The organism is Rhodobacter sp. P1_C2 (genome assembly GCF_056406375.1).
The window spans coordinates 82,875-107,842 of sequence record NZ_JBFUAG010000003.1 but is presented as its reverse complement, the minus strand read 5'-3'; the positions used below and the strand labels follow the sequence as shown (position 1 = coordinate 107,842).

Annotated in this window: 32 protein-coding genes; 13 read left to right on the top strand and 19 right to left on the bottom strand. The window is 63.9% G+C overall.

Going from position 1 to position 24,968, the window contains the following annotated elements; translation table 11 throughout:
* Position 1: 1 nt before the first annotated feature.
* Both AC1DZT_RS05560 and AC1DZT_RS05555 read left to right on the top strand, forming a co-directional pair.
* Positions 2-1,009, top strand: a complete 1,008-nt coding sequence (locus tag AC1DZT_RS05560) for a flagellin (protein ID WP_478005619.1) — start codon at positions 2-4, stop codon at positions 1,007-1,009.
* On the top strand, positions 1,009-2,109 hold the full coding sequence (locus tag AC1DZT_RS05555) for a flagellar basal body P-ring protein FlgI (RefSeq protein ID WP_478005912.1): 1,101 nt from the start codon (positions 1,009-1,011) through the stop codon (positions 2,107-2,109). The genes AC1DZT_RS05560 and AC1DZT_RS05555 overlap by 1 nt, the downstream gene beginning before the upstream one ends.
* A 67-nt stretch (positions 2,110-2,176) precedes the next feature.
* Here AC1DZT_RS05555 and fliP read toward each other — a convergent pair whose 3' ends face one another.
* The 4 genes from fliP to fliF are packed head-to-tail and all read right to left on the bottom strand — an operon-like array spanning position 2,177 to position 5,364.
* The gene (gene fliP / locus AC1DZT_RS05550) at positions 2,177-2,902 is read right to left on the bottom strand and encodes a flagellar type III secretion system pore protein FliP (protein ID WP_478005618.1); all 726 of its coding nucleotides are present in this window, start codon (positions 2,900-2,902) and stop codon (positions 2,177-2,179) included.
* Positions 2,899-3,168 (bottom strand): FliM/FliN family flagellar motor switch protein, encoded by a 270-nt coding sequence (locus AC1DZT_RS05545; protein ID WP_478005617.1) that lies wholly within the window; start codon positions 3,166-3,168, stop codon positions 2,899-2,901. The genes fliP and AC1DZT_RS05545 overlap by 4 nt, the downstream gene beginning before the upstream one ends.
* Positions 3,161-3,760, bottom strand: a complete 600-nt coding sequence (locus AC1DZT_RS05540) for a FliH/SctL family protein (RefSeq protein WP_478005616.1) — start codon at positions 3,758-3,760, stop codon at positions 3,161-3,163. The genes AC1DZT_RS05545 and AC1DZT_RS05540 overlap by 8 nt, the downstream gene beginning before the upstream one ends.
* Positions 3,757-5,364 (bottom strand): flagellar basal-body MS-ring/collar protein FliF, encoded by a 1,608-nt coding sequence (fliF, locus tag AC1DZT_RS05535; RefSeq protein WP_478005615.1) that lies wholly within the window; start codon positions 5,362-5,364, stop codon positions 3,757-3,759. Before fliF ends, AC1DZT_RS05540 begins: the two co-directional genes overlap by 4 nt.
* Positions 5,365-5,476: 112 nt before the next feature.
* Between fliF and AC1DZT_RS05530 the strand changes: the two genes are divergently transcribed.
* From AC1DZT_RS05530 to AC1DZT_RS05485, 10 genes are all read left to right on the top strand, one after another.
* The gene (locus tag AC1DZT_RS05530; RefSeq protein ID WP_478005614.1) at positions 5,477-5,959 is read left to right on the top strand and encodes a flagellar basal body-associated FliL family protein; all 483 of its coding nucleotides are present in this window, start codon (positions 5,477-5,479) and stop codon (positions 5,957-5,959) included.
* Between the two features lie 9 nt (positions 5,960-5,968).
* Entirely contained in the window at positions 5,969-6,358 is a 390-nt protein-coding gene (locus tag AC1DZT_RS05525; protein ID WP_478005613.1) for a hypothetical protein, read from the top strand.
* Positions 6,355-6,915, top strand: coding sequence for a MotE family protein (locus AC1DZT_RS05520; RefSeq protein ID WP_478005612.1), 561 nt, complete (start codon positions 6,355-6,357; stop codon positions 6,913-6,915). Before AC1DZT_RS05525 ends, AC1DZT_RS05520 begins: the two co-directional genes overlap by 4 nt.
* Before the next feature lie 64 nt (positions 6,916-6,979).
* On the top strand, positions 6,980-7,852 hold the full coding sequence (gene motA, locus AC1DZT_RS05515) for a flagellar motor stator protein MotA (RefSeq protein ID WP_478005611.1): 873 nt from the start codon (positions 6,980-6,982) through the stop codon (positions 7,850-7,852).
* The gene (locus tag AC1DZT_RS05510; RefSeq protein ID WP_478005610.1) at positions 7,849-10,080 is read left to right on the top strand and encodes a hypothetical protein; all 2,232 of its coding nucleotides are present in this window, start codon (positions 7,849-7,851) and stop codon (positions 10,078-10,080) included. Before motA ends, AC1DZT_RS05510 begins: the two co-directional genes overlap by 4 nt.
* A gap of 79 nt (positions 10,081-10,159) precedes the next feature.
* A complete protein-coding gene (locus AC1DZT_RS05505; protein WP_478005609.1) occupies positions 10,160-10,849 on the top strand; it encodes a lytic transglycosylase domain-containing protein in 690 nt (229 codons plus the stop codon).
* Complete coding sequence (flhA, locus tag AC1DZT_RS05500) at positions 10,849-12,927, top strand: flagellar biosynthesis protein FlhA (protein ID WP_478005608.1); 2,079 nt, start codon at positions 10,849-10,851, stop codon at positions 12,925-12,927. The genes AC1DZT_RS05505 and flhA overlap by 1 nt, the downstream gene beginning before the upstream one ends.
* Positions 12,924-13,700 (top strand): flagellar biosynthetic protein FliR, encoded by a 777-nt coding sequence (locus AC1DZT_RS05495; protein ID WP_478005607.1) that lies wholly within the window; start codon positions 12,924-12,926, stop codon positions 13,698-13,700. The genes flhA and AC1DZT_RS05495 overlap by 4 nt, the downstream gene beginning before the upstream one ends.
* Positions 13,697-14,782: an EscU/YscU/HrcU family type III secretion system export apparatus switch protein gene (locus tag AC1DZT_RS05490; protein WP_478005606.1), complete on the top strand. Its 1,086-nt coding sequence runs from the start codon at positions 13,697-13,699 to the stop codon at positions 14,780-14,782. The genes AC1DZT_RS05495 and AC1DZT_RS05490 overlap by 4 nt, the downstream gene beginning before the upstream one ends.
* Positions 14,779-15,120, top strand: coding sequence for a hypothetical protein (locus tag AC1DZT_RS05485; RefSeq protein WP_478005605.1), 342 nt, complete (start codon positions 14,779-14,781; stop codon positions 15,118-15,120). Before AC1DZT_RS05490 ends, AC1DZT_RS05485 begins: the two co-directional genes overlap by 4 nt.
* On the opposite strand, the gene AC1DZT_RS05480 is transcribed toward AC1DZT_RS05485, so the two are convergent.
* Genes AC1DZT_RS05480 through AC1DZT_RS05440 form a run of 9 tightly spaced genes read right to left on the bottom strand, consistent with a single transcriptional unit; the run spans position 15,108 to position 19,584 of the window.
* Positions 15,108-15,590, bottom strand: a complete 483-nt coding sequence (locus AC1DZT_RS05480) for a flagellar basal body-associated FliL family protein (RefSeq protein ID WP_478005604.1) — start codon at positions 15,588-15,590, stop codon at positions 15,108-15,110. The genes AC1DZT_RS05485 and AC1DZT_RS05480 overlap by 13 nt on opposite strands.
* A 5-nt stretch (positions 15,591-15,595) precedes the next feature.
* Positions 15,596-16,312, bottom strand: a complete 717-nt coding sequence (flgH, locus tag AC1DZT_RS05475; RefSeq protein ID WP_478005603.1) for a flagellar basal body L-ring protein FlgH — start codon at positions 16,310-16,312, stop codon at positions 15,596-15,598.
* A gap of 5 nt (positions 16,313-16,317) precedes the next feature.
* The gene (gene flgA / locus AC1DZT_RS05470) at positions 16,318-16,749 is read right to left on the bottom strand and encodes a flagellar basal body P-ring formation chaperone FlgA (RefSeq protein WP_478005602.1); all 432 of its coding nucleotides are present in this window, start codon (positions 16,747-16,749) and stop codon (positions 16,318-16,320) included.
* On the bottom strand, positions 16,749-17,534 hold the full coding sequence (flgG, locus tag AC1DZT_RS05465; RefSeq protein WP_478005601.1) for a flagellar basal-body rod protein FlgG: 786 nt from the start codon (positions 17,532-17,534) through the stop codon (positions 16,749-16,751). The genes flgA and flgG overlap by 1 nt, the downstream gene beginning before the upstream one ends.
* A 9-nt stretch (positions 17,535-17,543) precedes the next feature.
* A complete protein-coding gene (locus tag AC1DZT_RS05460; RefSeq protein ID WP_478005600.1) occupies positions 17,544-18,254 on the bottom strand; it encodes a flagellar hook-basal body complex protein in 711 nt (236 codons plus the stop codon).
* 2 nt (positions 18,255-18,256) lie between these two features.
* Positions 18,257-18,523: a flagellar biosynthetic protein FliQ gene (locus AC1DZT_RS05455; RefSeq protein ID WP_478005599.1), complete on the bottom strand. Its 267-nt coding sequence runs from the start codon at positions 18,521-18,523 to the stop codon at positions 18,257-18,259.
* Positions 18,520-18,810, bottom strand: a complete 291-nt coding sequence (fliE, locus tag AC1DZT_RS05450; protein WP_478005598.1) for a flagellar hook-basal body complex protein FliE — start codon at positions 18,808-18,810, stop codon at positions 18,520-18,522. The genes AC1DZT_RS05455 and fliE overlap by 4 nt, the downstream gene beginning before the upstream one ends.
* 6 nt (positions 18,811-18,816) lie before the next feature.
* On the bottom strand, positions 18,817-19,197 hold the full coding sequence (gene flgC / locus AC1DZT_RS05445) for a flagellar basal body rod protein FlgC (protein ID WP_478005597.1): 381 nt from the start codon (positions 19,195-19,197) through the stop codon (positions 18,817-18,819).
* Between the two features lie 3 nt (positions 19,198-19,200).
* The gene (locus tag AC1DZT_RS05440; protein WP_478005596.1) at positions 19,201-19,584 is read right to left on the bottom strand and encodes a FlgB family protein; all 384 of its coding nucleotides are present in this window, start codon (positions 19,582-19,584) and stop codon (positions 19,201-19,203) included.
* 85 nt (positions 19,585-19,669) lie between these two features.
* Between AC1DZT_RS05440 and AC1DZT_RS05435 the strand changes: the two genes are divergently transcribed.
* On the top strand, positions 19,670-20,977 hold the full coding sequence (locus tag AC1DZT_RS05435) for a FliI/YscN family ATPase (RefSeq protein ID WP_478005595.1): 1,308 nt from the start codon (positions 19,670-19,672) through the stop codon (positions 20,975-20,977).
* Here AC1DZT_RS05435 and AC1DZT_RS05430 read toward each other — a convergent pair whose 3' ends face one another.
* The 6 genes from AC1DZT_RS05430 to AC1DZT_RS05405 all read right to left on the bottom strand — a co-directional run bounded on the left by AC1DZT_RS05430 (position 20,978) and on the right by AC1DZT_RS05405 (position 24,786).
* Positions 20,978-21,781, bottom strand: a complete 804-nt coding sequence (locus AC1DZT_RS05430) for a DUF1217 domain-containing protein (RefSeq protein WP_478005594.1) — start codon at positions 21,779-21,781, stop codon at positions 20,978-20,980.
* A complete protein-coding gene (flbT, locus tag AC1DZT_RS05425) occupies positions 21,778-22,182 on the bottom strand; it encodes a flagellar biosynthesis repressor FlbT (protein ID WP_478005593.1) in 405 nt (134 codons plus the stop codon). The genes AC1DZT_RS05430 and flbT overlap by 4 nt, the downstream gene beginning before the upstream one ends.
* Positions 22,179-22,559 carry a flagellar biosynthesis regulator FlaF gene (flaF, locus tag AC1DZT_RS05420; RefSeq protein ID WP_478005592.1) on the bottom strand — a complete coding sequence of 127 codons (381 nt, stop codon included), beginning with the start codon at positions 22,557-22,559 and terminating at the stop codon, positions 22,179-22,181. Before flaF ends, flbT begins: the two co-directional genes overlap by 4 nt.
* A 74-nt stretch (positions 22,560-22,633) precedes the next feature.
* Positions 22,634-23,839, bottom strand: a complete 1,206-nt coding sequence (locus AC1DZT_RS05415; RefSeq protein ID WP_478005591.1) for a flagellin N-terminal helical domain-containing protein — start codon at positions 23,837-23,839, stop codon at positions 22,634-22,636.
* 202 nt (positions 23,840-24,041) lie between these two features.
* Complete coding sequence (locus AC1DZT_RS05410; RefSeq protein ID WP_478005590.1) at positions 24,042-24,374, bottom strand: hypothetical protein; 333 nt, start codon at positions 24,372-24,374, stop codon at positions 24,042-24,044.
* Positions 24,361-24,786 carry a rod-binding protein gene (locus AC1DZT_RS05405; RefSeq protein ID WP_478005589.1) on the bottom strand — a complete coding sequence of 142 codons (426 nt, stop codon included), beginning with the start codon at positions 24,784-24,786 and terminating at the stop codon, positions 24,361-24,363. Before AC1DZT_RS05405 ends, AC1DZT_RS05410 begins: the two co-directional genes overlap by 14 nt.
* Positions 24,787-24,968 lie beyond the last annotated feature (182 nt).

Below are 24,968 nucleotides of genomic sequence, written 5' to 3'. Positions count from 1 at the left end.
GATGTCAAACCTCAGCATCGGCGATCTTGCGCAATCTCTGGTCTTCAGCCGTCAGGGCACGGGCCTCAAAACCGCCATGCAGCAGCTCTCGACCGAGGTGACCACCGGCCTCGTCTCGGACCAGACCGAGCGTTTGAAGGGCAATTACGTGCCCATCGCCGGGATCGAGGCGAGCCTGACCCAGCTTGACGCTTACCATACGGTGACCTCCGAAACCCAGGTGATCGCGGATCTGATGCAGACGACCCTGGGTACGATCGGCGATCAGACATCCTCGCTCGGCACCGCGCTTCTCGCCGGCGCGTCCAGCAATGCGCCGTTGCAAATCAACACCCTGGGCACCGATGCGGCGAACCGGCTGGCCACCGTCATGTCGGCCTTGAACGTCAAGATCGGTGAAAGGTCCCTTTTTTCCGGTCAGGCCACCGACAAGGCGGCGGTGGCCAGCGCCGACACGCTTCTGACCGCCTTGCAGGACGCGGTGACGGCCTCGGGCGCCATTTCCTCGGCGGATGTGGAGACGGCGGTCAATGCCTGGTTCGACGACCCCAACGGCTTTGTCGCGACGATCTACCAAGGCGGGGAGGCGCTTTTGCCGGTGCCGATCGGCCGGGATCAAACCGCGCAGATCGACGTGACCGCCCAGGACCCGGCGATCATCCAGACGTTGAAGGGATTCGCGATGGGGGCCCTGCTGTCCCGCGGCGTTCTGGCGGGCAGTGACGTGGCCCGCTCGGATCTGGCGCGGCGCGCGGGCGAAAAGCTCGCCGGGAGCCATTCCACCATCGTCCAACTCGCGGCGCGTCTGGGCACCACGGAAGCCACAATCCAGAACACGGCGACCCGCAATGATGCCGAGAAAGACGCCCTGCAGACGGCGCGACTGAACCTTCTGTCCGTCGACCCCTACGAGACGGCCACCAAACTTCAGCAGGTTCAGAGCCAGCTGGAGACGCTTTACACTTTGACCGCGCGCGCGTCGCGCCTCAGCCTGGTGAATTTCCTGTGATCCTGCGCGCCGCACTCCTTTCTGTCGCCAGCCTTTTCGCGCAAACCGCCAGTGCGGAGGCCATCCGCATCAAGGACCTGGTGGAATTCGACGGTGTGCGCGGCAATGACCTGGTCGGGTACGGCCTGGTCGTGGGTCTGAACGGCACCGGCGACGGGCTGCGCAACTCTCCCTTCACCGAAGAGATCATGTCCAACCTCTTGGAACGGCTTGGCGTCAATGTGACGGGCGAACAGTTTCAACCCAAGAACGTGGCGGCTGTCTTCGTGACGGCAACCTTGCCCCCGTTTTCCCGGGCTGGCGGCCGGATCGACGTGACCGTTTCGGCCATCGGGGACGCCAAGAGCCTGCTCGGCGGCACCCTGGTGATGACGCCGCTGAACGGTGCCGATGGGCAGATCTACGCCGTGGCTCAGGGGGCGATCATTGCCGGCGGCATCACGGCGCAGGGACAGGCCGCCAAGGTGACGCAAGGCGTTCCCACCGCAGGGACGATCCCCTCGGGCGCCCATGTCGAAAGAGAGGTCCAGTTCGACTTCAGCCAGATGCACTCGGTCCGGCTGGCATTGCGCGCGCCGGATTTCACCACGGCCTCCCGGATCGAGGCGGTGATCAACAAGGCCTTCGGGCGCAATGTCGCGCTGATGCAGGATGCCGGGACGGTGTCGCTCAACATCGATGCGACGCGGATGGACTCGCCGGCGCATGCCATTGCCAAACTTGAAAATTTGACGGTGGAGCCGCAGGGTCGTGCCCGCGTCGTCGTCGACCAGCGCAGCGGCACGATCGTGATGGATGACGATGTGCGCATCAGCCATGTCGCCATCGCGCAGGGCAATCTCACCCTGCGGGTCGATGAAATGCCCCAGGTCGTGCAACCCAACCCCTTTGCCGAGGGCGAGACCATCGTCGTGCCGCGCAGCAGTGTCGACATCCAGAATGCGCCGGGCACCGGCCTCGCCGAGGTGCAAGGGGGGACCAGTCTTTCGCAGGTCGTGGCCGGGCTCAACGCCCTGGGGGTGGCGCCACATGACATGATCGACATTCTGAAAAGCATCAATGCGGCCGGTGCGCTGCATGCCGAGTTCCTCGTCAACTGAAGCCAGCCCACAGACCCAAGGCCCCGCAATCCCGGCGGGGCCTTGGCATTCCGGAGGGCGGGGAAGATCAGCCGCCTGTGTAGCTGCGCACCAGGGCGCCGGAGACTAGGGTCCAGCCATTGGCAACCACGAAGAAGGCCAGTTTGAACGGCAGGGAGACGACCGCCGGCGGCACCATCATCATCCCCATCGACATCAGGATTGCGGCTGTTACCAAGTCGATGATCAGGAAGGGCAGGTAGATCAGAAAGCCGATCTGGAAGGCGCGGGAAATCTCCGACAGCATGAAGGAGGGCACCAGCAGCGAAAACGGCGCATCGGCGAGTTTTGCGGTCTCCCCCGGGCGCAAAGCCTCCAGCGCGGCGAAGGTCTCGGGACTCGTGCGCGCGGCCATGAAGCCGCGAAAGGGCGCCATGATCAGCGGGATCGCCTCTTGCACCTCGATCTGGCCCGAGGTCAGCGGCTGGACGCCTTTCGTCCAGGCCTCCATGAACACCGGGTCCATCACGAACCAGGTCAGGAACAGGGCGAGGCTGACGATCACCATGTTGGGCGGCGATTGCTGCAGGCCGAGCGCCTGGCGCAGGATGGACAGCACCGTGACGATGAAGGGAAAGCAGGTCACCATGACCGCCAGCCCCGGCACCAGGCTGAGCAGCGTGACCAGAAGGATGATCTCCACCGATCTGGTGGCGAGCGAGCCATTGTCGCCGAAGTTCAGCGAGACCGATTGCGCCGCGACCGGATGGGCGGCGAGCGCCAGAAGAACCGCCAGGCACAGGATGCGTGTCACAAACCGCCCCGCAGATTGGCGACCTCGGTCAGCCGCACCGCCAGCTGCCCGGCCTGGTCGCCTTCCAGCTCCTGCAACTCGCCGCGCGCGATCAGGCGGTCGCCGACGTAAAGCTCCACCGGGTCATCGACCCGGCGGTCCAGGGGCAGGATGGCATCCCGGCTGAGGCGCAGCAGATCCTTGACCAGGGGCCGCGCCTTGCCGACCGAAATCGTCACCTCGATCGGCACCTGGGCGAAAGGGTTGCTGTCTGTCGGGTCATCCATTGGGTCGGTCCTTTCCGGGAAGGTCGAAGAATCCGCGCACGGCGGCAGAGATATCGGCAGTCGCCTTGTCGAGATCGACCTGGGTTTCGACCGTGCCGAGGCGGATATAGACCTGGCCCTCGCCCAGCGTCGGCTCTTCCTCGATGGTCAGGGGCAATCCCGTCGCCTGATCCAGAAGCGCCTCCACGGCGGGACGGGCCGCCGGGTTCAGGACCAGCGTCACCGGCGCGTCACCCAGCGATTCCGCCAGCGGCATCAAGGTATCCAGCACGAAGGGCGCGAGGGTTTCGCGGGCGATCTCTGGCAAGAGCTGTCCCACGATCTGCAGCAGCAGCGGTTCCAGGGCCTTGAGCAAATGGCTGCGCGCCTCATGGTAGGTGAAGCTGAGCGCCTGTAGATTGCGCGCCAGATCGTCGCGGATCCGCGTCTGATCCCCGCTCATCGCGGCGCTGGCATCGTCCCAACCGGCCTTGTAGCCGGTCTCGTAGGCGGCGAGCTTCTCGTCCTCCAATGCGACACGGTCGAGGACGACGGTATGGGTCTTGGCGGGCTTGGGATCGGCGTCAAAGACTTCAAGTTTGAGTGGCATCATGCGGTCTCCTCGTCATGTTCCATCCAGGCTCTCAGAATTTCGATCGACTCGGCCTGACGCTCTTCGATCAGGCGGCGCAGGCGGGCGACGGGGTCGGTCTCCACGCCGGTCATCGCGGCCTCCTGTTCGGAGAAATCGGCGACCTGCGGGAAGATCCCGCCATCGTCGATCTCGCCGTTCAGCACCGTTTCCGCCGGCGCGCCGATGCCGCCCGGCAGGGCAAGCGGCGCCAAGGGGCTGGGCAGCTGTGCCGAGGATTGGCCGGCCGAGGCCAGGATCGGGCGGATCACGAAGAGCCCCAGGATCAAGGCGACGACGGCCAGAACTGCCAGTTGGATCAATGACATGACGTTGAAGGGGCCAAGCGCGTTCAACATTCCGGCTTCGGCGAGGACGCCCTCTGCCGCCTGCTGCTGAAAGGGCAGGGACTTCAGCGTCAACACATCGCCACGCCCGGTGTCGAGGCCCACGGCGGAGGCCACAAGCTCCTTCAAGGTTGCCAGTTCGGCGTCCGTCCTCGGTTGAAAGGTGACCGTCCCGTCGCTGCCGACCACCTTTTCCTGATCCACCAGAACCGCCACCGACAGTTTGGCCACGGCGCCCGGAATCTTGATCAGCTGGCGGTTCGTCTCGGAAACCTCGTAATTGACGCGCTCCGTCTTGTCGGAGCTTTGGCTCTGGTTGGAGCCACCTGCGCCCGCCGCACCCGAGGGCAGGTTGGAGGCGACGGTCACATTGCCATCGTTTCCGCTGGAGGTGCCGGATTTGTCCTGGGTCTCGCTCGAGATGGCGACCTTGCCCTGAGGGTCGAGGGTGCGCTGGTTGACCTCCTCACGGTCGGTGACGACATCGACATTCACTTCGACCACCGCCTTGCCGGGGCCGACCCTTGCGGCCAGCAGGCGTTCGACATTCTGCTTGATCTCCGCCGCCTTGGTGTCACCCATCGCATTGGGGCTTTCGGCATCGCGGTCCGAAGCGATCAGCCCGGCCACCGAATCGATCACCTCCACATCGTCGGGCTGCATGCCAGAGACGGCGCCTGCCACCAGATGGCGGATGGCGCGCGCCTGTTCGGCCGAAATCGGGCCCGCGCGTGTGCTGACGGTGACACTGGCCGTCGGGCGGTTCTTGTCCTGAAAGAGTTGCGAGGGCGCTTCGGCAATGTGCACCCGCGCGGATTTGATCTGCGGCATGGCCAGCAGGGTCCGCGCCAGCTCTCCCTCCTTCGCGCGCCAGTAGGCGGCATCGAACATCTGCGATGTCGTGCCAAATCCTGAGAGGGAATCAAGCAGTTCATAGCCCGTCCCTCCCGTTGCGGGCAGCCCCTGGGCGGCCAGGGTCATGCGCAGGCTGTCGCGCTGGGCCTGATCGACATAGATCGCATCGCCCCGGATCTCGTATTTGACGCCGGACTGATCCAGCGCGGTGACCACGGCACCGGCAGAGGCGGAATCCAGGCCGGAATAAAGCAGGGCCAGATTGGCCTGCCCGGCCAGCCGCGCCAGCCCCAGAATGGCAAGAAACATGGCCAGCGTCGCCCCGACGACGATGGCCCGCCGCCGGTTGCTCAAATTGGCCCAAAGCGAAAGCAGATTCTGCACGGTGGTCTCCGATCAGGGCTTCTGCCCCTCGGACCAGTTTGAAGAGTCGGTCTTAACAATCGGTTAGTAGGAATGGGTCTATCTTCACTCCATAGCGTGGATGGAGGTCCCTTTGGCCGAAGCCGAAGTGCCGCAGGATGCGGCCCCCAAGAAGAAGTCGAAACTGCCGCTGATCATCGGGCTGGTGCTGTTCCTTGTGCTGGGGGGCGGTGGGTTTTATGCCGTCTATTCCGGTCTGATCCTGGCGCCGGGGCACGAGGCCAAACCCAAGGAGGCCGAGGGTGGCGATACGGCAGAGATTGCCTTCGTCCCGGTCGAACCCGTCACGATTTCCCTGGGCAAGGCGGCCGAGAATCATCACCTGCGTTTCACCGCCCAGCTCGAGGTCGCGAAGGAAAAGCAGATCGAGGTGGAAGAACTCGCGCCGCGTATCCTTGATGTGCTGAACGGCTATCTCCGGGCGGTTGCGGTGTCCGAACTGGAGGATCCCGACGCGCTGGTGCGGCTGCGCTCGCAAATGCTGCGCCGCATCCAGATCGTGACCGGCGAGGGGCGTGTGCGTGACCTGCTCATCACTGAATTCGTGCTGGATTGAGAGGGCAAGATGAACCTGATTTCGGATATTCTCCTCGCTTCGGGTGCCTTCGGCGCCGCGATCTACTGTTATGTCTTATCGGCGCGTCTGAAGAAATTCACCACTCTGGAAACCGGCATGGGCGGTGCCATTGCCGTTCTGTCTGCCCAGGTCGATGACATGACAAAGGCGCTGGACAAGGCGCGCGGGGCGGCCACGGGCTCTGCGGCCAGCCTTGAAAGCCTGACGGTCAGGGCCGAGGCCGTGGCGACGCGGATCGAACTGCTGCTGGCCTCGATGCATGATCTGCCCGATCCCGCCCCGCCCCGCCCGCCGGCAGAGGGCGAAGACGAGGCAGACCGCAAATTGCGCTTCATCCGCCGACGACCGACCCGCAACGAGATGGAGGCGGCAGAATGAAGCCGCGCAGACCCAAGTCAGGGCGCAGCGTCCTGATGCTGCTCGCCGTGATTCTTGCTTCGGCGGGCGCCTTGCGGCTCGGCTCCGGCATCGGCGCGGCCTTGGCGAATTCGGCAGCCGAAACGCCGGCGGCCCCGATGAACTGCCCGACGCCGCCCGCGGCCCTTGCCGCGGCCCTGGCCGGGCGGGAGGCGCAGGTCAAATCGCAGGAAGCGGCGATGGCAGAGCGGATGTCGGCCCTGACCCTCGCCAACGAGGCCATCACCAAGCGGATGGGGGAACTTCAGGCCGCCGAAGAAGAGCTCAAGAAGACCCTCGCGATCGCCGATGGCGCCTCCGAGAAGGATCTGTCGCAGTTGACCGCCGTCTATGAGGCGATGAAGCCCGCCGATGCCGCAACCCTGTTCCAGACCATGGCGCCGGAATTTGCCGCCGGGTTTCTCGGGCGGATGCAGCCCGCCTCAGCCGCGGCGATCATGACCGGGATGAAGCCGGACAAGGCCTATCAGGTCTCGGTGCTGCTTGCGGGGCGGAATGCCCTGGCGCCGAAGAACTAGGCTCAGGGTTTCTTAACAGGATCATGTCATTGATGGCTTGGGCATATAAAGGTGGGATCAGGCCATGTTAGCGATTGTCGGTATCATCATGATCTTCGTCATGGTCTTCGGCGGCTATATCGAAGCCGGCGGCAAGATGGAGATCATTCTCGAGGCGCTGCCGCACGAGATGATCGTGATCGGCGGGGCGGCGATCGGTGCCTTTCTGCTGGGAAATGATCTCGCCACGGTCAAACAGGCCATGAAGGACCTTGGGAAGGTGTTCAAGGGCAGCAAATGGAAGCCCGGTGATTACCGCGACCTGCTGGCCTTGCTGTTCGACCTCGTCCGCATCGCGCGCTCCAACCCCGTCGCCCTGGAAGAGCATGTCGAGAATCCGGAAGGCTCATCGATCTTTGGGCGCTATCCGAAAATTCAACATGATCATGAGGTTGTGGAGCTGATCTGCGACACGCTGCGTGCCGCCTCGATGAACTATGACGACCCTCACCAGGTGGAAGAGGTTCTCGACAAGCGGATGGAAGAGGCGCATCACCATGCCTTGCACGGCAGCCACGCCTGGCAATCCATGGCCGACGCCATGCCTGCCATCGGGATCGTCGCCGCCGTTCTGGGGGTGATCAAGACCATGGGTTCGATCGATCAGCCCCCCGAAATTCTGGGCGGCATGATCGGCGGCGCCCTGGTCGGGACCTTCATGGGCGTCTTTCTGGCCTATGGCTTCATCGGCCCGATGGCCTCGCGGATCAAGGCCGTGGTGGATGAGGACAATTACTTCCACATGCTCATCCGTGAAGTGCTGATCGCCAATCTTCACCGCCACCCGCCGAATATCTGCATCGAGGTGGGCCGGCAGAACACGCCCCACCATGTCCGCCCGAGTTTTTCCGATGTCGAGGCGGTTCTGCGCGGGTTGAAACAGGACAATGCTGCATGACGTTATGGCATGTGCTGAGGGGGTTTCTGACTTTCACCCTGCTCGCCCTGGGGCTGCGGGCTGCCGAGGCCGGACCCGCTATCATCACGTCGGGCGAACATCCCGATTTCACGCGACTGGTGGTGCAATTCGACCGCCCTCTAGATTGGCAAATGGGGCGGACCCTTGACGGCTATGCTCTGCGGCTGAAGGAGGAGCGTCCGGCCTATGACATGACCAAGGCCTTCGATCTGATCGGAAAAAGCCGGCTGGCCGCCCTTTGGGTCGATAGCAAGACCGGCGATCTGCATCTGGGCATTGCCTGCAGTTGCTATGTCGTGCCTTTCGAGTTTCGCCCGGGCATCGTCGTCATTGATCTGCATGACGGGGCACCGCCGAAAGGCTCCTCCTTTGAACAGCCGATCGACAGCCCGGTCCCCGCTCCCGGGCCACCGGAAGAGCCCGTGCCCGCGGCGCCCGAGGCCATGGCAGCCTCGGCCTACAACTGGACGGATCTTGCCCTGCAGCGGGATGGCCTGGCGTCCGGCGACAACGCGCCGTCCAATCCGGCCAAGACCTATTTCCAATCCCCGCTTGTGGTGGATCACGCGCTGGAACCCTTGCGCCAGTCGCTGATCGAGGAGATGGCGCGCGGCGCCTCGCAGGGGATCGTCGATATGGAAAAGCCGAAGAAAGTGGCTGAAGAGCCTTCCGATCCGGGCGATCCTTCCGTGCAGATCCATCTGGGAGAGACGCCCGACCTGATGATCCACCAGAAAGGGGCAGAGCGTGCGCCGCTGACGGCAAAGGGCGCGCTGTGCATCACCGATGCGCAGTTGGATATCCCGGCCTGGGGCTCCAGCCGACCCATTGCAGAGCAGATCGGCCCGGAGCGCGAGGGCCTCACGGTGGAGTTCGACCAGCCCGAAGCGGATGCCGTCACCCGCGCTATCCGGTTTCAGCTTTACATGGGCTTCGGGGCAGAGGCGCGCAGTCTGGCCCGCGCCTTCCCCACCGCTTTGCCCGACAGGCCCGTCTGGGACAGCATGGCGCGTATCTTGGATGACGAGCCGGACCCCAGCCCGGTTTTTGCAGGAATGCAGGATTGCGACACTGCCGCGGCGCTCTGGGCCGCTCTTGGCGAGCCCGAGGCTTTGCCGATGAACGACGTGGGCAAGGCCGCAATCCTGCGCAATTTCTCGGCCCTGCCGGCGCATCTGCGGCGCCATCTCGGCCCGCGGCTGATCAATCGTTTTCTCGCGACAGAGGATATCCCTGTGGCTACCGGATTGCGCGATGCGATCCTGCGCGCGCCGGGCGATCCGGGGCCGGAAATCGTCCTGATGCAGGCGGCGATGGCGCGCGCGCTTGGGAGCCCCGCGGAAGCCGAACAGCATCTGGAACCCTTGGCGGCCGGGCCCGGCCCGTCCTCTTCGGATGCCCTGGTTGATCTGGTGGAACAAAGGGCAAAGCTGGGGCAATCCGTTGATTTTGAACAGGTCCAGGCCTTGGAAGAGGCCCTGAAGGAGAGAGAGGGCAGTGCCGAAGCCCCGCGGTATCGCTCCGCCCTCGTGCTGGCCCGCGCCGCCTCCGGGGATTTCGACAAGGCTTTCGCCGAGGCCGCTGAATCTCCGGATACTCTGCCGACCCTTTGGGCTTTGCTGGCGCAAGCCGGGCCGGATTCATCCCTGTTGAACCATGCCACGCTGTCCCCGGATCAGGACCCGCCGATGGAGGCGCGCTCTGCGGCCGCGACCATCGCAGCCCGCATGCTGGATCTTGGCCTTGCGGACCAGGCATCGGCATGGCTTCGCCTGGATCCCCAGGCGCCGAACCTCCTTGCCGCACGCATCGCGCTGGCACAGGGGCAAGCGCAAGAGGCGCTGTCACGCTTGCAAACCGACACCTCGCCCGCCGCCTTGAACGTGAAGGCCGCCGCGCTGCAAGCGATGAAGGATGAAAAGGGCGCCGCCGATGTCTATGCCCAACTGGGCATGCCAGAGGCGCAATGGGCAGCGGTGGGCCGGTCGCAAGCCTGGGATGTCCTGGCACATGAGGGGCCCGACCCCTGGAAAAACGTCGCCGCTGTCGTGGCGCCCGTGGCCGAGGACCCAGCGGCCGCCGGGCCAACGGGGGCGGACGGACCTTTGACCCGCAACAAGGCCCTGGTCGCGGAAAGTGCCGCGACCCGCGAAGCGATCTCTGCCTTGCTGGATGCGGTCAAATCGCCGGCGGCGGCTTCGCAATAGGGCCGTGCTTACCGATCAGTAAGGATTGGACGCTAGGCTCATGTCAGGCACGCAACAGGGGCCGGACAGGGTGAAACCCGTGATTCTCAGACCACTTTCCCGGATCGGCGATTTACTTCTGACGCTGGTCTCATGCGTCTGGGCGGACCTGGTCCTTGCCGCCGCCGACCCTTCGATGCTGTGCGATCGAGCGACCTCTCAGGCTTCGGCAACGACGGGCGTTCCCATCGATATCCTTCTGGCCATTTCGCGGGTCGAAACGGGCCGCCGTCGGGATGGCGCCCTGACGCCTTGGCCCTGGACGATCAATGCCGATGGCAAAGGCGCCTTTTACGACAGCGAAGCCGAGGCCATCGCTGCCGCCCAGATCCACGAGACCGACGGCACAGGCACCTTCGACATCGGATGCTTTCAGCTGAACATCCGTTGGCATGGCGAAGGCTTCTCGACCTATGAAGAGATGTTTGATCCGGTCAGGAATGCGACCTATGCCGCGAGGTTCCTGCAGTCGCTTTATCAGGAGAAAGGCAACTGGACGGATGCAGTGGCAGCATACCATTCGCGCACGCCGGACCTTGCCCAGGCCTATGTAGACCAGGTCAAAGCGGTTCTGCATTCGCCCGAAAAACCGCACATCGCCGCCATTTCCGAGGTGCGGCCACCGCGCGTCAACAATTTTCCCCTGCTGCAGGCCGGCGCTCTGGGGGGCATGGGCTCGATCGTTCCGGTGACCGGCGCGAGCGCCCCCCTGATCGGAGGCAATTCGTGATGGCGGGCTTCAAGATCGATGCCGCAACGCTGTTCCGTCCGACGATCCTTCTGGCGCTGGCCTTGATGGGCGTGATCCTGATGATGGTCCTGCCGGTGCCGGCGTGGGTCCTCGATATCGGGCTGGCCCTGTCCTTTGCCTTGGCGATCCTGATGCTGACGGTCACCCTTTTCATTGAACGGCCGCTGGAATTTTCCGCCTTTCCGACCATCCTTCTGGCCTCGCTCATGCTGCGGCTTTCGTTGAACGTATCCTCGACCAAGTTGATCATCGGGAAGGGTCATACCGGCACGGCCGCCGCAGGTCACGTCATTCAGGGCTTTGCCGAGTTCATCATGGGCGGCAACCTATTGTTGGGGTTGGTCATTTTCCTGGTCCTGCTGATCGTGAACTTCGTTGTGATCACAAAGGGCGCCGGGCGTATGGCAGAGGTGGGCGCCCGTTTTGCCCTGGATGGTATGCCGGGCAAGCAGCTTGCCATCGACGCCGACATGGCGGCCGGCGCCATCACCCATACCGAGGCCAAGGCCCGCCGCGAAAAAGAGCTGGCAGAGACCAACTTTTTCGGCTCGCTTGATGGCGCGTCGAAATTCGTCAAGGGTGATGCCGTGGCAGGCCTGATGATCACCGCGCTCAACATCGTCATGGGTCTGATCATGGGCGTCTTTGTCCACGGCATGCCCGTGTCGAAAGCCTTTGAAACCTATGCCATCCTCACCGTCGGCGATGGCCTGGTCAGCCAGATTCCGGCCGTGATCATCTCGGTCGGTGCAGCCCTTTTGCTGGCACGGGGCGGGGCAGTCGGGGCGACCGACATCTCCTTCTTTGCGCAGCTCGGTCGCTATCCCGGGGCCTTGGGGACGGTCGCCCTGCTGATGGCGCTGATCGCACTTGTGCCCGGCATGCCATTTTTCCCTTTCATGACAGGCGCTTGTGCGCTAATTGCCGCGGCATGGCGCGCCCATCGGCGCAACATGGCGCCTGCGAAAGAGGTTGAAACCCTCGCCGCGGCGCCGCCCCGGAAATCGATCGGCGATGTGCTCGACTTTGACGAGATCCATATCGAGTTTGCGCCCAACCTCGTGGCGATGGTCCTGGACCCGGCCACCGGACTGGACGCCCGCATCGCAAACATGCGCAATCATGTCGCCGCACAATTCGGTCTGATCCTGCCGGAAATCCGGCTGACCGATGAGGCAGCGCTGAACCCGGGCACCTATGCGATCCGCTTGCAGGGGGTTGAGAAGGTGCGCGACAAGCTGCTCCCAGACCGCGTGCTCGTTCTGTTGGGAGAGGGGATTTCCGCGCCGGATGGGATCGATGTCCGCGAGCCGGTCTATGGGGCCCCGGCGCGCTGGATCCTGCCGGACGCCCATGAAGATGCCGTCTTCGCCGGGCTGACGGTCGTCTCGCCACCCGAAGTCCTCGCCACGCATCTTTTGGAGGTGATCAAGGCCAATCTGGCGCGGCTTTTGTCGCTGCGCGGCTTGCGTCGCCTGATGGACGAATTCACCAAGGTCAGCGATCCCGCACGCGCCGATCAGAACAAGCGCCTGCTGGAGGAATTGGTGCCGGACAAGGTGCCGGTGGATACCCTGCTGACCGTCCTGCGCCTGCTGTTGGAGGAGCGCGTCTCGATCCGCAACCTGCCCTTGATCCTCGAGGCGGCGGCCGAGGCGCGGGGTCTCGGCACGCCGGAGGCAATTTGCGAACATGTCCGGCAGCGGCTCGGCTTCCAGCTGGTGGCCGAGTTGCGCCGTCCGGATGGTACGATCCCGCTGATCCAGCTGTCTCCGGAATGGGAGAAGACCTTCGCGACCCACCAGATCGAAGGCGACCGGGGGCAGCGGGACGTGGCGCTGCCGCCCGACCAATTCAGCAGGCTCGCCAATGGCTTGGCCGAGAAGCTGAACAAGGCCGCCGAAAGCGGCACCTTTCCGGCCCTTGTCACCTCAACCATGCGGCGGCGGTTCCTGCGCAACGTCATGGGGGCCAAGGGGCTTTCGGCGCCGGTCCTCTCCTATGAGGAAATCGGTGTGGAGGCGCGACCGGCGCTGGTGGGCGTGGTGCCGGTATGAACGACCTCATCACGCAGATGATGCAGGCCGCCGGCATCAGCGAGGCCTGGCTTTGGCAGGCGGTACTGGTGTTTCTGCGGGTCGGCGCCTGCGTCTTCCTGATGCCGGGGTTTGGCGAACAATCGGTGCCGCAAAGGGTGCGCCTCGTGCTGGCGTTGATGCTCACCGCCGTTGTCTTGCCGCCCGTATCCGCGCAGCTTGCAGGCTTGGAATCGATCCCGCGCGCCGCGGCGGTCGAGGTTCTCGCCGGTCTGGTCATCGGCATCGGTCTGCGCCTCTTCATCCTGGCCTTGCAGATGGCGGCCTCGATCGTGGCGCAGACGACATCGCTGTCCCAGCTTTTCGGGGGCACGACGCCGGAGCCGCAACCGGCCATCGGCAATCTCTTGACGATGGCAAGCCTCGCGCTCGCCTTCCGCGCCGGCCTGCATGTGAAAGCCGCCAGCCTGCTGATCCTGTCCTACGAGATGTTCCCGGCCGGCCGCCTGCCTGCCGTGGCGGATCTGGCCGACTGGGGCCTGCAGCGCGTGGAGCAGGCGACCGTTCTGGCCTTTGCCCTCGCGGCGCCCTTCGTGATCGCCTCGGTCGTCTACAACCTTGCGCTTGGCATCATCAACCGCGCCATGCCGCAGATGCCGGTCTCGCTCGTCGGCGCGCCGGTTCTGACGGCCGGCGCCTTGATCCTGATGGCGGTCATGGTGCCCCTGATGCTGATGGTCTGGGGGGAGGGGCTTGAGGCCTTTCTCGTCAATCCCCTCCGGCTGCAGCCATGAGTAGTGGCAGTGACGATGGCGAAAAGTCGCACGAGCCATCGCAGCGGCGGCTTGACGAGGCGCGAAAGCGCGGCGACGTGCCGCGCTCGGCAGACCTGCCGACCGCTGCCATCTATGGCGGAACGGCACTGGCCACCACGATCAGCGGAAGTTTCCTGCTCAACAGGTTTGGCAGCGCCGCCGTCACGATGATCGCGCAGTCCGACCAGCTCTCGCAAGCGATGGTCACCTCCGGACGGGCCCCGACCCTGGGATTGTTCGGCGCGTTCATGCTGCCGGTTCTGCCGATACTACTGATACCGATGGCGCTTGCCCTGGGGGCAATCGCGGTTCAGCGCGGATTTGTCATCGCCCCGGACCGGATCGTGCCGAAGTGGTCGCGGATCTCTCCCTTGGCGGCCCTTGATCACAAATTCGGGCGCGAGGGGCTCTTTGCCTTCGGCAAGAGCCTGGTGAAGCTGGTGACCGTTTGTGTGCTGCTCCTCGTTATCGTGCCGCACTATGCCGATGCCCTGATGATGAGCCCGCGCTTTTCGGCGGGGCAGACCGCGATGCTGCTGATGCGGATCCTCCTGCATTTCCTCTTCCTCGCCTTTCTGGCCACGCTGGTCTTCGGCGCGGCGGACTATGGCTGGCAATGGCTGCAGCACCGCAGGCGCAACATGATGACCCGGCAAGAGACGGTGGAAGAGCACAAGGACAGCGAGGGCGACCCCCACACCAAGGGGCAACGGCGGCAAAAGGGCCGCGAGATTGCCCTGACCCAGATGCTTCAGGATGTGGCCAAGGCCGATGTCATCGTCGTCAACCCGACCCATTACGCCGTAGCACTGAAATGGCGCCGCGGCGACAAGAGCGCACCAATCTGCCTGGCCAAGGGGGTCGACGACATCGCTGCACGCATCCGCGAAAAGGCCGCAGAGGCCGGCGTGCCGATCCATCGCGACCCGCCCACGGCCCGCGCGATCTATGCCAGCGTCGAGGTGGGCCAGCCGATCCGCCCCGAACATTACAAGCCTGTCGCCGCCGCGATCCGCTTTGCCGAGGCGATGCGGAAGCGGACGAAAGGAAGAAAGACATGAGCGACCGTGAAAAGCTGAAACGGCTGGGTGAGGTCAGCGCCCTGCTGCGGGATACCCGGATGATGGCGCTGGAAAAGGCAGCGAGGGCGCGGCAGAACAGCCTTGACCTTCTGGCCGACCTCGACCGGCCCGCCACTCCGACCGATCTGCCCCCGGTTCTGGCGGGCGAGGTTGCCATGCGCTACGCGCTTTGGGCCGATCAGCGCCGCAGCGAGATCAATCTGATCCTCGCCCGACAAACCGTGGAATGGGTCGAAGCCCGGCAGGAGGCTGCTCGGGCCTTCGGACGCGATCAGGTCTTGCAGAAGATCCGCCAGCGGCGGGGTCAGCTGTCCTGACGGATGATATCGGTGATCAGTACATCCTTGACCTTGTCGCCCAGGACGGTCTTTGCGGCCTCTTCCAGCGCCGCGCGCAAGACAACCAGGTTCGACCCATCAGTGTAGGAGCCGCTGAAGCCGCCGGAATTGGCGTGATCGAACATCACCTGCAGGAACAGGTCGCGCAGCTTCGGTTCGGCATTGTAGACATCGGTCGAGCTGTCCTTGGTCACTTCCAGACTGAGAGAGATGATCACCATGGCCGCGATCTTGCCCTTTTGCACGATCGGCACGATGAACTGGTTGGAAAGCTTCGCGTATTCGGGCGCATGCTCCGGATCGGGCGGCTCGGCTTTCGCGGCTTCCTCGGCCTTGGCAATTTCCGCTTCTGTCGGTGGCGGCGGGGCGGGGCGCAGAAAAAACCCGGCGCCCGCGCCGATCAGAAGCCCGACAAGTCCCAGCAGCAGGGGGAGGATCTTGCGGATCATGATGATCAGAAGGGCGAGATGCTGTCGACGACCTGCTGACCCCAGGCCGGTTGCTGGACATCGCTGATCTGCCCGCGCCCGCCATAAGAGATCTGGGCATCGGCGATCTTGTCATATGTGATTTCATTCTGGCGCGAGATGTCGTCGGGCCGCACATAGCCGCTCACCAGCAGATCGCGCATTTCATTGTTGACGCGCACCTGCTGTTGCCCCTCGATCCGCAGGACGCCATTGGGCAGCTCTTCCACCACGGTGGCGGCCAGCCGCAGCGTGACTTTTTCGTTGCGCGCGACATTCCCCGTGCCCGCGAAGGTCGAGGAGGAGTTGGTGGAGACCAGGCTGGCCGAGGTGGCACCATTGGGCAGGGCCGCATCCAGACGCTGCGGGATGCCGAACAGCGAGGGCATCCCCATCTTGGTGGTTCCCGTCCGGCTGCGGCCGGTGGAATCGTTGATCGTGGCCTGGTCGTTGATCTGCACGACCACGGTCAGAATATCGCCACGGGTGCTGGCGCGGTGATCGCCCAGCAGCGAATTGCGCTGCGCGGTCCAGAGCGAGGATTGCTCGGTCGGCCCGCGGTCATCGACGCTGGCCGGCAGCGAGGAATACATCGCGTTATGTTCGGTATTGCCCTCGAGGGGAGAGAACTCTGGCGCGCGGCCGACATGGTTGAGATTGCCGCAGCCTGCCAGAAAGACACATGGTATCAAATATTTGCGCATAAGGCTCAATCCTTGCTGTTTGGCCCGACGCTGACACTGCCATCGGGGGCGACAAGGCCCGAGATGGTCAGGCGCGAGGCCAGGTTCATGACGTGAATGAGGTCGCCTTCCGCCCCACGCTCCAGGGCGCGTCCGTCGGTGCGGATGGTCAGCCCGGCGTTGCGAAAGACCAGGGTGACCATCTGGTTGCGCTTGACCAAGGCCGGCGCGCCGATGTCGCCACCAAGGACGGGGCGGCCGGCGTAAAGCGTCACCTTGGCCTCTTGCCCGACAGCCTCCTGCGTGGTGGTGAGGGCGCCGGGGATCTCTGCATCGACGAGGGTAATATCCTCGGGCTGGATGACGGTCTGGGCCCGGATCGTGCGGGTGGCGATCACACTCTCGGCCAGGGCGGGCGAGGCGATCATCAGGCACAGAAGGACCAGAACGCGGCGCATCATTTCACCTGCGTCGTGGTGGACATCATCTCGTCCACGGCGGTGATGACCTTGGCGTTCAGTTCATAGCCGCGCTGGGCCTTGATCAGTTCGGTGATCTCGTGGACGGCGTCGACCGAGCTGTCCTCCAGATAGCCTTGCCGCAAAAGGCCGAAGCCCGCGCTGCCCGGTGTCCCCTCGATCGCGGGGCCCGAGGCCGGGCTTTCGAGGAAGAGGTTCGAACCCGTCGCCTCCAGCCCCTTTTCATTGGTGAAGGTGGCAAGGCTGAACTGCCCGAGCAGTGTGGGGTTAATCTGCCCCTCGAAATAGGCATAGACCTCGCCATTGGGGTTGATCGCGATGTTGGTGGCATCCGATGGGATCGTGATTCCCGGGTTCACCTGATAGCCGTCCGAGGTCACGATCAAGCCATCCGCCGTCCGCTTCAGCGCGCCATCGCGGGTATAGGCGATGGCACCGGAGGGCAGGGTGACCTCCAGGTAACCCTTGCCATCGACCGCCAGATCCAGATCGCCGCCGGTCTGCCCCAGCGTGCCCTGCTGCAGGATGACCGACACCGAGGAGGGCCGCACCCCCATGCCCATCTGCACGCCGGTCGGCAGCATGGTGCCGTTTTCGGACGAGATCGTGCCCGGTTTTTGCACCTGCTGGTACATCAGATCGGCGAAATCGGCGCGGCGGGCGTTGTAGCCGGTGGTCGACATGTTGGCGAGATTGTTGGAGACAACATCGACCTTCATCTGCTGGGCGCTCATCCCCGAGGCTGCGATCTGCAGGGCGTTCATGGCGTGCTCCTATCGGCCGAGGGTCTGGATGACGGTGCGGCTGCGGTCGTCCTCGCGGTCGAGAAAGCTTTGCCCCAGCTCATAGGCGCGCTGGACGCTGATCATGCTGGCGACCTCGGTCACCGGATCGACATTGCTGTCCTCGAGCGCGCCCTGGACGAGGCGGGCGCCATCGGCGGGCTCATAGCCGCTGGCGGAGAAGAGCGTGCCCTGCTGATGGGTCAGGGTCAGCGGATCGCTGGGCTTCCACAGGCCAAGCTTGGACAGCGGGGCGCCATCGGCCGACAGCGTGCCATCCTGGGCAAGGCCGATGTTGCGGGCATCGGGCGGAATGAAGATCGTGGAGCCTGACCCATCCAGCACCGGGTAGCCATCCGCCGTCTGCAAGGTGCCGTCAGCGCCCGGGGTGAAACTGCCGGCCCGGGTCAGCATCTGGCCCTGCGGTGTATCGACGAGGAAAAAGCCCTCGCCCTCCACCGCGAAATCGAGGCTGCCGCCCGTCGTGGTCAGCCCGGCCTGCTGCAGGTCCACCACCCGCGTGTTGCCAAAGCCGATGGACAGGGACGGGCCATCCCCCGTGCGCGCGACATATTCCGAAAACACCGTCCCCTCGCGCTTGAACCCCGTGGTGGTGGAGTTTGCGATGTTGTTGGCGATCGCCTCCATCTGGTGCAGAAGACCGGTCTGGCGCGAGAGGGTGACATAGCCCGAAGCGTCCATCTCTATCTCTCCGCGATCATCGGCACGATGGTGGCCGTGAAAAAGGTCAGCAAAGTCGAGGTCATGAAGCTCATCGAGACCCAGAAGACCAGAAGCATCGCGGCCACCTTGGGCACGAAGGTCAGGGTGTTTTCCTGCACCGAGGTCAGGGCCTGAAACAGGCCGATGACCAGGCCCACGACCAGCCCCACGGTCAGAAGCGGCATCGACATCTTCACCGTGATCCACAGGGCCTGGCGCAGGACGTCAAACAGGATCGTGTCGCTCATATCGGCATCCTCAGGATTTCCTGATAGGCCTCGACCACCTTGTCGCGCACGGTGGAGACCGTCTCGACGGCCAGCTGCGAATTGGCCAGCGCCTCGACCAGGGCATGCGGGTCGGCGCCACCGGTCATCGCCGATTTCGCCGTTTGCTCGCCTTTGGCAAGCGTATCCGCAAAGCTCTGGGCGAATTGGGCCAGCCCGCTTTGCGCTTTGTCCGGCTGCGGCGTCGGGGCCGCAGCCGTGCGCGCTTTTGCATAGATTTGCGCTGCGTAGGATGTTCTGACGTCCATTCTGGATTACCTTCGCAACAGGTCGAACAGGCCTTGGGTCATTGTCCGGGCCTGATCAAAGATTTTGAGGTTCGCCTCATAGCTGCGCTGCGCTTCGCGCGCGTCAGCGACTTCGACCACCAGATCGACATTCGAACCGTCATAGTGGCCGCTCGCATCGGCCAGCGGGTTTCCGGGGTCATAGACCTTGTCGAGCGGACTTCTGTCCAACACGACCGGGCCGGTTTCGACCGTTCCGCTGTCGATGTTTTCGTGAAAGGACACGAGCTTGCGGTGGTAACCGGGCGTGTCCACGTTCGAGATGTTTTCCGCGACATGGCGCAGCCGCGCGGATTGCGCCTCCATCCCGGAGGCGGAATAGGAGAGCGAGGAGATCAGGTCTGCCATGGCTTATTTCCGCCCCAGGCTGGCGCGCAGGATGTCGCGCGTGCTGCCGTAGACGGCCATCGCCATCTCGTGGTCCTGACGGACCGCGGCGGATTTGACCATTTCCCTTTCGATCGAGACGGTGTTGCCATCCGGCGAAGCCTCGCCCTTCGAGGGCTGGGGCACGGGCTGCTGAACGGTCATGGCAGAGGTGAAATGGCCCGGCCTCGTGGCGCGCATGCCGCCTTCGGCCGCGTTTTCATAGACCTGGGCAAAATCGGGAAGGTCCATCGCCTTGTAGCCGGGCGTATCCGCCTGGGCCACATTGCGTGCGATCAGGTCCAGCCGCGCTGCGGCATGTTCGGCCAGCGCTTCGGACATTTGTGTAAGGCTCAGACTTTCCAACATCTCGGGCTTCTCCCTCGACCTGCTTCATCAAGGCTTAACGGTGATTCCTTTAGAAAGGGTTTCGACAGAACAAAGGGAGAATCCCGTGGCTGGTGTTTTTGATGCCTTGGTATCCGAAATCTCAACGGTGACGCAGAAGGTCCGGCTCGGCCGCGTGTCGGCGATTGGCCGCGGCACGGTCATGGTGCGCGGGCTGGAGGATGTGGCGGCCCTGGGGGACCGGGTGGTGATCGGGGGCAAGCTGGGGGGCGAGGTCGTGGCCCTACGGGCCGAGGGCATCACCGTGCTGACCGATCACATGGCCGAGGGGCTTGCGATGGGGGCGCTGGTGCGGCTGGTCGGACAGACCGGCATTTCGCCGGACAATTCCTGGATCGGACGGGTGATCGATCCCTTTGGCAACCCCTTGGATGGCAAAGTTATTTTCAAGGGCAGTCGGCAGCGCCCGCTTCTGTCGCCAGCCCCCGCCGCCGCCACCAGACGCCGCTTGGGCGAGCGGCTGGAGACCAGCGTCGCCGTCTTTGACACCCTCTTGCCTCTGGTCCGGGGCCAGCGGATCGGGCTTTTTGCCGGCTCGGGCGTCGGCAAATCGACGCTCTTGGGAAAGTTCGCGCGCGGTGTGTCGACCGATGTGGTGGTTATCGCCCTGATCGGCGAACGCGGCCGGGAATTGCGGGAATTCGTGGAAAGGGTTCTCGGCCCGGAGGGGATGCGACGGGCAGTCGTGGTCACTGCCACCTCGGACCAGTCGGCGCTGGTGCGGCGGCGCTGCGCCTGGGCCGCGATGGCTGTGGCCGAGCATTTCCGCGATCAGGGAATGCATGTCCTTCTTCTGGCCGATTCCGTCACCCGTTTTGCCGAGGCGCATCGCGAAGTTGCCCTTGCCGGCGGGGAGGAGGCCAGCCTGCGCGGCTATCCCCCCTCCGTCGCGCCGGCGATCATGGCCTGGGCCGAAAGGGCCGGACCGGGGCCGGAGGGCATGGGGGATATCACGGCGGTCTTCTCGGTCCTCGTCGCGGGGTCCGACATGGAGGAGACGATTGCCGATATCCTGCGCGGCGTGCTCGACGGCCATGTCGTCATGGACCGCAAGATAGCCGAGCGGGGCAGGTATCCGGCGATCGACCTCCTGCGCTCGGTCTCGCGCAGCCTGCCCGAGGCTGCCGCGCCCGAGGAGAACGAGGTGATCTCGACCGCGCGCCGACTGCTCGGCGCCTATGACCGGGCCGAGCTGATGATCCAGGCCGGGCTTTACACCAAGGGTTCGGACCCCCTGATCGACACGGCGATCAAGGTCTGGCCCGCGCTGGATGCCTTTCTGGGTGAGGATGCCCCCGCAGAGGGGATTGCCGGCAGCTTTCAGCGTCTGCGCGCGGCCCTCGGTCGCCGGTGATCACGACCCCAAGGACCTTTGCTGCAACAGGGTCAGGGCAATCGAGGTGCTGCTGGTCTGGCTGATCAGCTGATCGGCCTGGCTGCGCAACAGGAAACGTTTGACCAGCTTGTCCATCTTGGTGCTGTCGGCAAACTGGCTGACCGTGCTGTCGCCGAAGATCACGCTCGCCTTGGTCTGAAAGATGCTCAGCTGCTGGTCGAGGTCCAGTGCGCTGACACTGGTCGGCAGGCCAAGCGCCTTTTGCATCACCGTCCGCAGGGGCGTGTTGCCAAGGATCGTGTACCATTTCACGTTTTCACTGCTGGTCTTGCCGGCAAGCCCGGTCAGTTCGCGCTGCGCGTTGAGCGCAAGGCGCAGGTCGTCATCCTGGTCGCCCACCGCAGTTTCAAAGGCGCGATCCTTGTAGGATTGCACGATGGTCGCGGCAAAATTGGCGGTTTTCGTCAATGGTACGGTCTGATCAAAGCCAAAGGCTGCCGAGAATTGCGCATAGCGCTTGTCCGCCAGCCGATTGGCCAAAACCGTCGTTTTCGTGGTGCCATCGGCGAGCACCTTCTTGATGAAGGCCTTGTTGTCGATGTCAGAATCGAGTCCGAAGGCCCCCAAAGCTACTTTCAGGAGCCTCCGGTCGCCGACAAGCTGGTCAGCGGTCGTGACAGTGCCGATTTTGGCGCGAAAATAATCTTCATCGCGGACAATCTCGGGTGATTTGTTGAAGGCGGTGGTCTGCGCCGTCATCGTGCGTTTCAGCAAGGCCCAGCCCGCATATCCAGACAGGGGCAGGACCGGTGCGTAGGTCATTTGGGCGCCGCGGCGAAAAGCCGTTCCTCGCGCGGCAGCAGGCTGCGCAGGGCCTTGAGCGCCTGGTAATGCTGATCCTCCAGCACGGCCTTGGTGGCGATGTTCAGCTGGGTCCGGCTGTCATGGTCGGTCAGGACCTGGCTCAGCTGTTCGATGCCGCGCAGCAGCTGCTGCTTGGTGTCCTGCGCCGTGGCATCGCCCGTCAGTACAAGCTGCGCCACATAACAGACCCGCTTGACCGGGGTGTTCGCTTCTTGCGGGTGGATCGCATCGCGCAGGCGCAGGATGTTGGCGTTCGGCGTCATGATGGCCAGCCGAGAGCGCTTGTCGCCGTTTTCCACCACTGCCCCGTTGATCAGCACCCGCTCATGAGGCCCGAGTTTCAGGACAAGTCCGCTCATGACCCGCCCCCGTCGCCACGCAGGCCGCGCATGACCGCCTTGTTGATGTCGACGAGGACCTCCACACTGGCGCGGCTGTCGAGAACCGATCGCGTATGGCCGGCGGTAAACTCGTAAAGATAGAACAGTTGCGCCCGCAAAGGCGCGGGCAAGCCGTTGCCCTGTTCGGCGACATCGGCGGCAAGCGCCGACCAGAGCTGCAGGTTTTCGGTCAAGGCCGTGGCGAGCATCGGGAAATCTTCCTTCCGCCGCGTCCAGGCCATGGCCAGTTTCTGGGTGCAGCGGGCGAGCAGATCGTATTCATGCGCGCGCGCTGTACGAACGGGGGCCTCGCGCTGGCCATAGGCCGCACGGGCGTTGCTGGTGGCAATGGTCAAAATGTGTCCTTCCGGGAAAATGCGTAGGGTTGCGCTGGCGGGACCGGGGGGCCTTGGCCCCCCGGTTCAGGCCATTACCGGAACAGGGACAGCAGCGCCTGCGGCTGCTGGTTGGCGATCGACAGGGCCTGCGTCGACAGCTGCTGCTGCACCTGCAGCGCCTGCAGACGGGCCGAGGCCTCTTCCATGTCGGCATCCACCAGCGAGCCGATGCCGGCCTTCATGGAATCGGTCAGTTTGCTGACGAAGTCTTTCTGCGTATCGACCCGTGTCTGCACCGAGCCGAAGGAGGCCGAGGCCGTGATGGAGGTCTGAAGCATGGTTTCAATACTCGCCAAAGCTGCGGTTGCGCCGGCGCCGGTCGAGACATCGATCGAGGACAGGGCCCCAAGCCCGCCCGCACCTGCGTTCTTGAACTGCGCCGCAACGGTCAAATCCGCCGAACTGGTGTTGGAAAAGTCCAGCTCGCCAGGATTGCCCGAGTCGTAGTCCACTGCGAGGCCGGAAATGCCCAAAGCCTCGATCGATTTCTTCAGGCCGACCGCCACCAGATCGGACGGCGCGGTGGAGGCCACGTCATCGGCGGTCACGGTATAGGTCGCGGTCTTGCCGCCGATGGCGATGGAGACGCTGTCGCCGGCCGCAAAGGCCGCGCCACTGTCGTCGATGATGATCTTGCCCGTGCCCGTGCTGGCGTCGATCGTGAAGCCGGCGGTGTCGGCATTGGTCGAAACGCCGTCCGACCCGGTCAGCACCGATTTGGCGCTGTAGCTGCCGATCGACAGATCCTGCGCCGTGACCGAGATCGACGAAGCTGTCACCGACGTGCCGCTGCGGTCCAGCGAGGACAGGATGTTCACGGTCGTCTGCGAACCGTCCACCAGGTTCAACCCGTTGAATTGCGCGCCCCCCACGACTGAACTGATCGTGCTGCGGAGCGCGACGATATCGGTCTGGATCTTGGCGCGGTCGACGTTGCTTTCCTGGGCGGCGACGATCTTTTCCTTCATGCTGGTCAGAAGCGAGGTGACGGTTTCCGACGCCTGGCGGGCCACCGCCACGGTCGAGGAGCCGAGTGCGAGACTGTCCGAGATCCCCTTGAAGCCCTGAACGTCGGCCTCCATCACCTTGGAAATGGCCCAAACGGCGGCGTTGTCCTTGGCGGTGGCGACCCTCTTGCCCGTAGAGATATCGGCGGTGGTTTTGGAGAGATTCATGCTGATCGACTTGATGGTCTGCAGTGCGACCATCGCGCTGTTGTTGGTGAGAATCGACGACATTTCCGTTTCCTTTGCGGTCAGCCGGCGCTTTGCGCACGGCTTGTTGCACCATCACCAATGATGGCAGTTGGGCTTTCTTTCCAATGCGACCGGAAGGCCCGGAACGCGCCACCCCACCTGGGATGCAAGGCCTATGAAACGGCGGAACATCTAAGAGATTGCTAATCGCCAAGCAGTCTATTCGCGGGATTTGATCTAATATCTAGTAACGGGCCGCCAGACCCCGCAGCTTCTGGTCCTCGTATTTGCGTCCCGAGCGGTCGTAGGTCGACATGCCATTCGAGACCGATTTGATCTCGGCAAGGCGGCGCATGGCGGCGCGAATCCCGCGTTGAATGGCGATCAGGGTCGCAGCATTGCGGTCCGCCTTCCGCCGGATCACCGCCAGCGCTTCGGCGTCCAGCTTTTGGCTCGGCTGGTCGAGCTCGCGGCTCAAGGCGGCGCCGAGTTCGGCCAGGATATTGTAATCCTTGCGCAAAAGGGCGGCGTGAAGCTCATCCAGCAGGGCTGCGGCGCGCGGTTCACTTGAGGCCATGATCGCGCCTCACCAAAGCATTGAAGATGTTCTGCGATAGCCCGATCCCGCCATGTTCGACCATGGCCTTCGCCTGCGCCTCGCGCAGGAAGGAGCTGAACTGATCTTCACCGATCCCGCCGGTGAACGCCCCCTTTTGCGAATCGAGGCCAGTGTAGGACAGCATTTCGGACAGGAAATTGGTTTCCAGTTCCTTCGCTTTTTTCATGAGTTGCGTCGCGCGCGCCGGGCTGACCGTGCTGGCGGAATTGATCGAAAGGGGGCTTTGCATCGGATTCTCCAATTGCAGCGTATTTTCCGAACTATCAGGCCAAGCAGTAAACAGCTGGTAACTTTTGCCGCAGAAAAATGCCGGGATAACGACAGAAGTCGGATTGATATGAACGCTACACCGCAGATACTGCCCTTTCAAAGTCTCGCCTCGCCGCGGGGGGCAACGCTGCTTGACCCGGCCGACCTCTCCGGGGCCTTCGCGGGGGTCATGGCCGATGGCGACAAAAACTTGGCCATCGCGCTGGGCAGCACGGTGCCAGAGCCGAAGGGGACAACGCCGATCATCGTGGCGCCCGCGGCGGACGGTATTTTTGAGGGCCC

Coding starts and splice junctions, on each gene's coding strand:
- AC1DZT_RS05410 (WP_478005590.1), bottom strand. CDS start 24,374: ATGGCCTCAAGTGAACCGCGCGCCGCAGCCCTGCTGGATGAGCTTCAC.
- AC1DZT_RS05480 (WP_478005604.1), bottom strand. CDS start 15,590: ATGATCCGCAAGATCCTCCCCCTGCTGCTGGGACTTGTCGGGCTTCTG.
- AC1DZT_RS05545 (WP_478005617.1), bottom strand. CDS start 3,168: ATGGATGACCCGACAGACAGCAACCCTTTCGCCCAGGTGCCGATCGAG.
- AC1DZT_RS05520 (WP_478005612.1), top strand. CDS start 6,355: ATGAAGCCGCGCAGACCCAAGTCAGGGCGCAGCGTCCTGATGCTGCTC.
- AC1DZT_RS05540 (WP_478005616.1), bottom strand. CDS start 3,760: ATGATGCCACTCAAACTTGAAGTCTTTGACGCCGATCCCAAGCCCGCC.
- flgC (WP_478005597.1), bottom strand. CDS start 19,197: ATGGCAGACCTGATCTCCTCGCTCTCCTATTCCGCCTCCGGGATGGAG.
- flgG (WP_478005601.1), bottom strand. CDS start 17,534: ATGAACGCCCTGCAGATCGCAGCCTCGGGGATGAGCGCCCAGCAGATG.
- AC1DZT_RS05430 (WP_478005594.1), bottom strand. CDS start 21,781: ATGACCTACGCACCGGTCCTGCCCCTGTCTGGATATGCGGGCTGGGCC.
- AC1DZT_RS05490 (WP_478005606.1), top strand. CDS start 13,697: ATGAGTAGTGGCAGTGACGATGGCGAAAAGTCGCACGAGCCATCGCAG.
- AC1DZT_RS05525 (WP_478005613.1), top strand. CDS start 5,969: ATGAACCTGATTTCGGATATTCTCCTCGCTTCGGGTGCCTTCGGCGCC.
- AC1DZT_RS05495 (WP_478005607.1), top strand. CDS start 12,924: ATGAACGACCTCATCACGCAGATGATGCAGGCCGCCGGCATCAGCGAG.
- AC1DZT_RS05440 (WP_478005596.1), bottom strand. CDS start 19,584: ATGTTGGAAAGTCTGAGCCTTACACAAATGTCCGAAGCGCTGGCCGAA.
- fliE (WP_478005598.1), bottom strand. CDS start 18,810: ATGGACGTCAGAACATCCTACGCAGCGCAAATCTATGCAAAAGCGCGC.
- flbT (WP_478005593.1), bottom strand. CDS start 22,182: ATGAGCGGACTTGTCCTGAAACTCGGGCCTCATGAGCGGGTGCTGATC.
- AC1DZT_RS05455 (WP_478005599.1), bottom strand. CDS start 18,523: ATGAGCGACACGATCCTGTTTGACGTCCTGCGCCAGGCCCTGTGGATC.
- AC1DZT_RS05560 (WP_478005619.1), top strand. CDS start 2: ATGTCAAACCTCAGCATCGGCGATCTTGCGCAATCTCTGGTCTTCAGC.
- AC1DZT_RS05415 (WP_478005591.1), bottom strand. CDS start 23,839: ATGTCGTCGATTCTCACCAACAACAGCGCGATGGTCGCACTGCAGACC.
- motA (WP_478005611.1), top strand. CDS start 6,980: ATGTTAGCGATTGTCGGTATCATCATGATCTTCGTCATGGTCTTCGGC.
- AC1DZT_RS05510 (WP_478005610.1), top strand. CDS start 7,849: ATGACGTTATGGCATGTGCTGAGGGGGTTTCTGACTTTCACCCTGCTC.
- flhA (WP_478005608.1), top strand. CDS start 10,849: ATGGCGGGCTTCAAGATCGATGCCGCAACGCTGTTCCGTCCGACGATC.
- AC1DZT_RS05460 (WP_478005600.1), bottom strand. CDS start 18,254: ATGGACGCTTCGGGCTATGTCACCCTCTCGCGCCAGACCGGTCTTCTG.
- AC1DZT_RS05485 (WP_478005605.1), top strand. CDS start 14,779: ATGAGCGACCGTGAAAAGCTGAAACGGCTGGGTGAGGTCAGCGCCCTG.
- flgH (WP_478005603.1), bottom strand. CDS start 16,312: ATGCGCAAATATTTGATACCATGTGTCTTTCTGGCAGGCTGCGGCAAT.
- flgA (WP_478005602.1), bottom strand. CDS start 16,749: ATGCGCCGCGTTCTGGTCCTTCTGTGCCTGATGATCGCCTCGCCCGCC.